Source organism: Paraburkholderia sp. (genome assembly GCF_035948235.1).
Classification (GTDB): Bacteria; Pseudomonadota; Gammaproteobacteria; order Burkholderiales; family Burkholderiaceae; genus Paraburkholderia.
The window spans coordinates 1-7,218 of the sequence record NZ_DASZJJ010000199.1 but is presented as its reverse complement, the minus strand read 5'-3'; the positions used below and the strand labels follow the sequence as shown (position 1 = coordinate 7,218).

Genomic DNA, 7,218 nt, shown 5'->3' with positions numbered 1-7,218 from the left:
CCGTTGACTTCGACCGTTACGACCGGCGCGCGGTAAGCGTCGTAGTCGCGCTTGAACGCGCGCACGGAACCGTTCTCCGGGAACGTATCGTCGAAGGCGCCGTTGATCTGGCGTGCGTTGGCGTAATCGCCCAGTGCAAGCGAAGAACGTCCGAGACCGGCCAGCGCCTCGATATTGTCGGGGTGATCCGTCAAGGTCGCGGAATACATGTCGCGCGCCGTGCGCGTTTTCGACATGCCAAGCGTCGCGTCGGCCTGGGCATTGCGCACTTCCGAACTGAACGGCACCTGCTGTTCAAGGCGCTGCAATCCGGCCAGACCCGCCGACGTTTGCCCGACATAAATCTGATACTGCGCGAGCAGCCGGTAATAGCGCAAATAGTCGTCGTTGGCGACATCCCACGGATGCACGTCTGCCGCCGGCGGCAGCGCGGCGTGAATATCGTCGAGCACCTGTTTGGCCTGCGCATATTTGTTCTGGTCGGTGAGCGCGTAAAAGAGCCCTTCTCGCACATCGATAAGACGCGTATGCGTGCCGTACTGATAACCGAGCGTGGCCGTGTCCGGGGTTGCCGCCGATTCCTGCGCCTGCGCACGGCGGAACACCTGTTCGGCCTTATCCGCGTGCTGCAAATAGGAATAGGCGTCGCCCACGCCCGTGAGCGCCTCGACAGAAATAGCGGAGTTGGGCGGGATTGTCTCGAACGCGGCGACGGCGTCTTCCATGCGCCCGCGCGCGGCATACGCGACTGTGCGATCGCCTGCGAGCGCAGCACGCACTTCGGCATATTCGGGCGTATTGGGCAGGCGCTTGTCGAAATCCTCGGCTTCGTGAATCGCGCTGTCGAGCGCGTCGAAGCGATCGGAACTCGTCATGGCGCGCACCTTGGCTCGTCCGCCGCGCACCTGCTGGCGGATATTGAGTTCTTCGATCGAGGCGATATCGACCGGCGTGAAAACGTCGGGCCGCGCCTTGGCTTCGTCGAGTGCGCGCACCGCGCCGCCACTCGTTGCGAGCGCAAACACCCGTCGACGGACATCGTCGTCAGGCTCCGGCGCATTGCCCGCAGCAGATGGCGTCAGTGGATTGATCGAAGACGGTTGCGGTCCGCCCGAGGGCGGTGGCGCAGCGGGCGCGGACATGGTGGCGGGCTCGTTGCCGGGGGGCGCTGTTGGCTCGTCCGGCGTAGCGTTTTGCGTCGTGGTTTGCGGCGGGCTTGAAGGTGCGCCCGATGGTGCGCTTGCGTCGGGAGCGCTTGCGGATGGGCTTGTGGGCGCGTTTATGGGGTCGCGTGAAGGTTCGCTCGATGGCGAACTTTGTGCCGTCGTTTGAGGCGTCGTTTGAGGCGCGCTCTGCGACGTCGATGGCGTCGTCGCCTGCGCGGTGGTTTCGCCCGATGTGGCCGGTAGGGCCGCTGCGCTCTCGCCTGCGTCGCTCACGCTGTTCTGGGGCACGTCCTGCATCACAACCACAGCGTAGATTGTGGGCTGAGCAGGCTTCGGCGCTTCGCTGTCTGGCACCGGAATGCCGTGCGGAGCTGGCGCGCCGGCATCGTCGGCCATCGCCACCATGAACACCACGGGTTTGCCTGTATCGGCCCCTTGTGCACAGGCCTCTTTGCTATCTAGCCCCGCATAGGCCGAAATGATCACGACCGCAGCGGGTGCGCAGGCACTGGCGCAAACGCTAAGCGGCCGCCGACGCGGTAACCCGCGTGAACGCTTGAACTCGACCATCGCTGCATGCCCCTTCTATGTGTCTTCTTGCGGGAGAACGCACGCGCGCCATGAGCAATTCTCGTACCCTTTTCGGATGACGAATGACGCGTGTCGACCTGGGTTCCAAACGGCTTTCGGCGGTATTCTCCAATGCGCCTGAATTGCATTCAGGAAAACCGTCTGGTGGCCCGTAACAACGACTTCGTTACAACAGCGTTACTAGCGAATGGCAAAATCAATAAACTGATCTTTACGAAATGAAGTCCATCCGTAAAAATTCGATAGTGACTGGATAATTTACCTCTAAATAAATACGATCGGATTTAAAAATCTTTTGACCTGAGTTTATCCGACAGGCCTCACGCACATAGCGTAAACGCGGAGGATCGGCATTGCACCGACTAACCATACTTGCTACACACGATAGCACCGAAAAATCATTTCACAGCTTGTTTTTAAGCGAAATCTGTGTTCTTTGTGTGAATTCGCAGAGCTGCCCGATACACGACAGAATTCTAGGCCGCGTCGATAACAATCCCGCTACAACGTTTCATCCGGTTACTCTCGTTACAAGTGCCAATTCCACCCAAACCATCATATAAATAAACACACTCCGGTCATTAATTCCATACGTGCCAATTAGCCACGGAAAAACTGACTTTACAACGGGTGATGATTGCTTTTCCCGCGCGACGTTTCTATGCTGATTGCACAGCGCGAATTGCAGGCACAAGGGAGATGAGTCATGGTTGCCCTGAAAGCACGTGATCCGGCTGCATGGTCAGGAGTCCTGGCAATTGCCATTGCCATCGCGACTGTATTAGTAACGCCTGCCAGCGCCCAGATTGCCCGTCCTACGCAAACGCAGGCGGCGGTGCCCGATGTGGCGCCGCCCTCGTCACCGCCTGCGCCATCCGACTCCGCACCGGCGAATTCTTCAGCAGCGCCACAACAAATGCTTTATTACGTCTGCGGAAATGCCGGGATGGAAAGCCACGTTACATCGCCCGATCCGCAGCATCCATTCAACCTGGGCGTCACCTTCGTTTCATCAGCAGATAGTGGGCCGCTTACCCAGGTCGCCGTCAAGTTACGACGGCATGGTCGCGTGCTGATGGATTTCGTCGCAGCCGGCCCTTATTGCCTCTTTTCAGTACCCGATGCCGATTATCGAATCGAGGGCACATACCGCGGAGAAATGAAATTCGAAATCGTGCAGACCGGCAACCTCAACGCCCAGATCAAGTGGTAGGACGATCCTTCAACGATCCGCACTGTGACCTGTTTTCAGCAATAAATACGAACAATGGCGAGACTCAACCCAACCGATGATCGGCCGGATATGCCGCGCGCAGCGCGCGACGGGAACGACGGCGATGCGGGCTTCGGATTTCCGCGCCTCTCACGTGCGGGAGCCAGCGTTGCGCTGAGCGTCGCGGTCTTTCTGATCGTGGTGGCCGCAGGCGTGAGCTATGACCGCGCGCATCGGTTTCGCGCACAACAAGCTGCCGCGCCTGATATGGCGAGTGGCGGTGCAATCCTGAACGGCGTGCATGCTCCCTCCCCTTCGCTCATGGCGGGTCTGGCGAATGGAACATCGCGTGTGCTGCTCGCCCAGGCGCGGGATTGTGCGCGTGCGCAGCAATGGGATTGCGTCGACGAATCGACTCACGCGGCGCTCGCACTCGACAGCAACGAACAGCCCGTATCGGCGATGCAAGCACTGGTCGATCGCAATGCGGCGTCAGCGCCCCTGATGGCGGCCGAGCCAGGCTATGGCGCAAGACACGGTGCCAGAAATGACTCGATGGGCACGATGAAGGTCGTCGAGCACACGCATGGCAAGCATCATCACCATCATCCCTACGCGGCGCGCACGGCACGCAGTACGACGGCCGCTACGCGGCGCACGTCGCCTGAGGTTTTTGCGGACATTTACCGGCATTGAATGCCGGTTTCTTCGCGACGGACCCGAGGCGCTTCACCGCGCCTTTTTCTTTGCGCGCTAAAACATCACGGCGCAATCACTGCGCGTTCAGGCCCAACAGGCGCTGGCAGTCGACATCGCTTTGAGCCGCGTCGCGTTGCTGGGCGGCGTCGAGCTTCGCGAAGCGTTTCAGCGCGTCATTCGCCGCCGCTGTGTTGTATTCGAGCTTGTGCAGCGCGTAGTCCGCGTTGCCGTTCTCGATGACGTCCTGCATGTCCTTGCGCGGATCATGGCTGCCATTGGAGACGACGTGGCACAGCAGCGCCGTGTACTGGTCGCGCTCGGCGGGCGTATAGCGCGCGCGTAAGAAGTGGGCCGCCGCCGCTGCCGAAAGAATCAGGAGCAGTAGCGCAATCCAGCGTTTTTTCTTCATGGAATTGGGAATCAAGGCGGGGCGCACGCGGGCAAACTTACCCAAACCCGCGGCCGGAACGAGACAGAAGCGGCGCTCCCCGAAGCGCCGCGCAATTATAAGGGCATCAGGGAAAACCCGGTAGTCAGCCGGGCAAAGGGGAACGGCCAACCAAACCGCGGCACCAGCGCGGCTCCAGGATTGCATGCACGCAGGAAACTGCGCGTGGCGCGATGCCATAGAATGACGCCCCTGCAAGGGCGCGAATTTAATGCCGCAGTGCGTCGCTTCAGTCAACCGATAAACCCGCGTGTGCGCCATGCCCACAAACAACATCCGCAGAGCCACGCTTCAAGACGTACCGGTCCTGACGCTGATCCGCAACGATGCCCATGCGAAGAAAGTGGCGCACGGCGACTTTGCGTGGGGCAAGGAAGGCGACGGCTTCTCAGAACGTTGGGTCCACAACCATGTCGCTGAACGCGCGGTATATGTTGTCGAATGCGACGGCACCCCGGCCGGCGCGTTTACGCTCGATCTCGCCGACGACGCGCACTGGGGACCACAAGAACCGCTCGCCGGTTATGTGCATGGGCTTTGCGTGCGCAAAGGCTTTAACGGCAGCGGTCTTGGCGGCTTCATGCTGGACTGGTGTGCCGGTACGGTACGCGGCTTGAACCGTCGTTATGTGCGGCTCGACTGCGCCGCCCAGAACACACGCCTATGCGCTTACTACGAATCGCTAGGCTTTATCCGTGTCGGCGTGAAATCGGACGGCGCTGTCTGGTCACTGTACGAGCGCGCTGTCGATTGAGGTGCAGGGCGGCATATCCAGAATGAATATTGACGCGATGGCAGGCAAATATCGCGCGATGGCGCCCACAAATCACATTGAATGATCTGTTTCTCCGTTGCGGTATTTTGCAGCCCCTATCAACCTGGGTAGGAGGGCCTTTTTCCAGCCAGCGCGAGCGGTCGTATCGCCTATATTTTCTTCACAAGAAAAGACACCGACCAAGAAACAGACTTTGGAGACCACGCGGCGACTCGCCGCGTCCATCGTTCCCCATTCATTGATTTTCCCTTCCGGGTGCGAACTGCCGCGCGCTCGTGGAGGGTCGTGTGCAGATCCCCGGCAGCCTAACGCGCATCACTTTAATAAGGATAGCGAATCATGGCTTACAAGAAACTCGTCAATCAGAGTGGCCTCGCGCTTTCAGTCGAACTGGTTTCGCGTGTCGGTTCGGAGCCGAATCAGTCCGGTCCGATCGTGGCGGTGACATTACCGCCGGGCGGGAAACAAACGGTTGAATACGGCAATTCGCAAAATCCGTTTCTCAATGGACTTGTGGTGTCGTCCGGCTCGGATGGCGCGTTTTCCAATGGCTCGCAAGTCGTGACATCGCGCGGCAGCGCCTGGGACAACGTGCTGAACACCAACGACACGCTCACCTTCAGCGGCGCGGGCGGCCTGAATGTGACGGGTTCCAATACCTGATCGAAGGCCCCTTCTGTGTCGCTCCAGTTGGCGAAGCCGCCGCCCGCTGGAGCGACGCGCGCAGTCAGTTTGCCTTGGCAGCAGCGTGCCCGGCGGCCGGCACCACGACGCGGTCTTCCACTTCCAGCGGCGACTCCAGGTCCCGCTCGTCCAACTCCCAGACGATGAGCTTCGGCGGCGTCTGCGCGTAGGCGGGACTGCCGAAATACGCGCGCGCCGAGCCACCAAACTTGCCGCCTTCGCGCGCGAAATTCCCCACGCCCGTGCCCAGCGCTAAAGCCAGTTGCGGTACGAAATCGGAAGTTGTCGAATACGACGTGCCGATCACGGCGATATTGGGCAGATCAGCGTTGCCGAATAGATCGTCGGCTGACGCAGCCGTCTGGGCTTCGTGCAGATAGGCGCGGCGCGGCACGATCTCAGGGCTGGGTTGCCACGACTGCGGCAATGCTTCAAGGCCCGCGAGCCGCACGAGATCGCCGGGGCGCACGGCCGCAGGCTGCTCCACCACGCGATACCCAGGCTGGCTCGACCCCAGCGGTACATTCATCGCGCGAATATGCTGCGCCACCGCCTGCGCCGCCGCGCCCGCGCCGTCCTGGGTCCAGTGCGTATCGGTGCGGAAAAACGCGTCGCCCGGCACGCTGCGCAGGGCCGTGCTCAAATCGAGCACGCTCACATGATCGGCACTCAGACGCGCGGTCCAGTCGCCCAGCCGCGCATCGAGCGACGCGGGCCGATACAGACTGCACAGATGCTGCGGTTCGATACGCGACTTGTCCGGCACCACGGCGACCAGCAAGGCGATGCCCTGCTTCGCCAGTTCACGTTGCACGGCTGCGACGGTATCCGCGCGCGTGGCGAGGTGCCGTGCCGCATCGGGGTAGACGTTCAACTCATCGCGCAGGAACAGCCAGCCAGGACAGCCCTGACGCACGCGCGGCCCCAGGTCGCCCAGCGCCAACCAGCCGAGCGCGCGCTGCACGCGCGCGGCGTCGGCGGCGATGGGGGTATCGGCCATGCGGGCCGCCAGCGCTTTCGATACGGTGCCGTCGAGCAATCCCGTGCGCGTCACGGCTTGCGGCAACAACGATTCGGCCGTCGCCGCAAAGCGGATATTGCAGGCCAGGCCCGCGAACAGGAACACCATCAGGGCGACGGCGGCAATCTTGCCGGCGCGTGTGGCCGGGAGTTGGGGCAGCGGTTTGGGGTCTTCCATGGCGTCAGAACTGGAAGTAAAGGAAAGGCACCGCGCCGCGCGCGACGATCAGCCCAAACGACAGCATAAAGCCCGCCAACGGCCACGCCGCCTCCCAGGCTCTGCGCGGCGCGCTATCCGGCAGGCTGTCCCAACGCTGCTGCCAGACCGGCAACAGCACGCAGACGATACCCAGTGCCGCCGCCAGCGCATGCACGGGTCGCAACAGCACGATCATCGTGTCGCTCAGGCCGATGCCGTTCAAGCCGAACTGCCCGCCATACATCGCCAGCGCCGCATGAAAACCCTGCGCGCGAAACAGCGTCCAGGCGAGCATGACGAAAAGAAGCGTGAGCCCATGCGAGAGCGCGAGCGGCACATGAGGCATGCCAAAGCGCCGCCACAGCCGCGCGACGATCAGCGCCACGCCATGCGCGAGGCCCCAGAGCAGGAAGTTCCAGCTAT

General features: G+C 61.6%; 6 protein-coding genes and 2 pseudogenes. 4 read left to right on the top strand and 4 right to left on the bottom strand.

Annotation, left to right across the window (positions count from 1 at the left end; all coding sequences use genetic code 11):
* Positions 1-1,142: pseudogene (locus VG320_RS17020) on the bottom strand (poly-beta-1,6 N-acetyl-D-glucosamine export porin PgaA); the annotation flags it as partial.
* A gap of 1,321 nt (positions 1,143-2,463) precedes the next feature.
* Here VG320_RS17020 and VG320_RS17015 point away from each other — a divergent pair.
* Both VG320_RS17015 and VG320_RS17010 read left to right on the top strand, forming a co-directional pair.
* On the top strand, positions 2,464-2,970 hold the full coding sequence (locus VG320_RS17015; RefSeq protein WP_327201256.1) for a hypothetical protein: 507 nt from the start codon (positions 2,464-2,466) through the stop codon (positions 2,968-2,970).
* 90 nt (positions 2,971-3,060) lie between these two features.
* Positions 3,061-3,666: a hypothetical protein gene (locus VG320_RS17010; RefSeq protein WP_327201255.1), complete on the top strand. Its 606-nt coding sequence runs from the start codon at positions 3,061-3,063 to the stop codon at positions 3,664-3,666.
* 76 nt (positions 3,667-3,742) lie between these two features.
* Here VG320_RS17010 and VG320_RS17005 read toward each other — a convergent pair whose 3' ends face one another.
* On the bottom strand, positions 3,743-4,264 hold the full coding sequence (locus VG320_RS17005) for a hypothetical protein (protein ID WP_327201254.1): 522 nt from the start codon (positions 4,262-4,264) through the stop codon (positions 3,743-3,745).
* A 112-nt stretch (positions 4,265-4,376) separates the two neighbouring features.
* Here VG320_RS17005 and VG320_RS17000 point away from each other — a divergent pair, with 112 nt between their 5' ends.
* Together VG320_RS17000 and VG320_RS16995 are read left to right on the top strand one after the other, a co-directional pair.
* Positions 4,377-4,871, top strand: coding sequence for a GNAT family N-acetyltransferase (locus VG320_RS17000; RefSeq protein WP_327201257.1), 495 nt, complete (start codon positions 4,377-4,379; stop codon positions 4,869-4,871).
* A gap of 360 nt (positions 4,872-5,231) precedes the next feature.
* Complete coding sequence (locus VG320_RS16995; protein ID WP_327201253.1) at positions 5,232-5,555, top strand: hypothetical protein; 324 nt, start codon at positions 5,232-5,234, stop codon at positions 5,553-5,555.
* A 64-nt stretch (positions 5,556-5,619) separates the two neighbouring features.
* On the opposite strand, the gene VG320_RS16990 is transcribed toward VG320_RS16995, so the two are convergent.
* Both VG320_RS16990 and VG320_RS16985 read right to left on the bottom strand, forming a co-directional pair.
* Positions 5,620-6,774, bottom strand: a complete 1,155-nt coding sequence (locus VG320_RS16990; protein WP_327201252.1) for an alginate O-acetyltransferase AlgX-related protein — start codon at positions 6,772-6,774, stop codon at positions 5,620-5,622.
* 4 nt (positions 6,775-6,778) lie between these two features.
* Positions 6,779-7,218 (bottom strand): annotated as a pseudogene (locus VG320_RS16985) (MBOAT family protein); the annotation flags it as partial.

Coding starts and splice junctions, on each gene's coding strand:
- VG320_RS17015 (WP_327201256.1), top strand. CDS start 2,464: ATGGTTGCCCTGAAAGCACGTGATCCGGCTGCATGGTCAGGAGTCCTG.
- VG320_RS17000 (WP_327201257.1), top strand. CDS start 4,377: ATGCCCACAAACAACATCCGCAGAGCCACGCTTCAAGACGTACCGGTC.
- VG320_RS17010 (WP_327201255.1), top strand. CDS start 3,061: ATGCCGCGCGCAGCGCGCGACGGGAACGACGGCGATGCGGGCTTCGGA.
- VG320_RS16995 (WP_327201253.1), top strand. CDS start 5,232: ATGGCTTACAAGAAACTCGTCAATCAGAGTGGCCTCGCGCTTTCAGTC.
- VG320_RS16990 (WP_327201252.1), bottom strand. CDS start 6,774: ATGGAAGACCCCAAACCGCTGCCCCAACTCCCGGCCACACGCGCCGGC.
- VG320_RS17005 (WP_327201254.1), bottom strand. CDS start 4,264: ATGCAATCCTGGAGCCGCGCTGGTGCCGCGGTTTGGTTGGCCGTTCCC.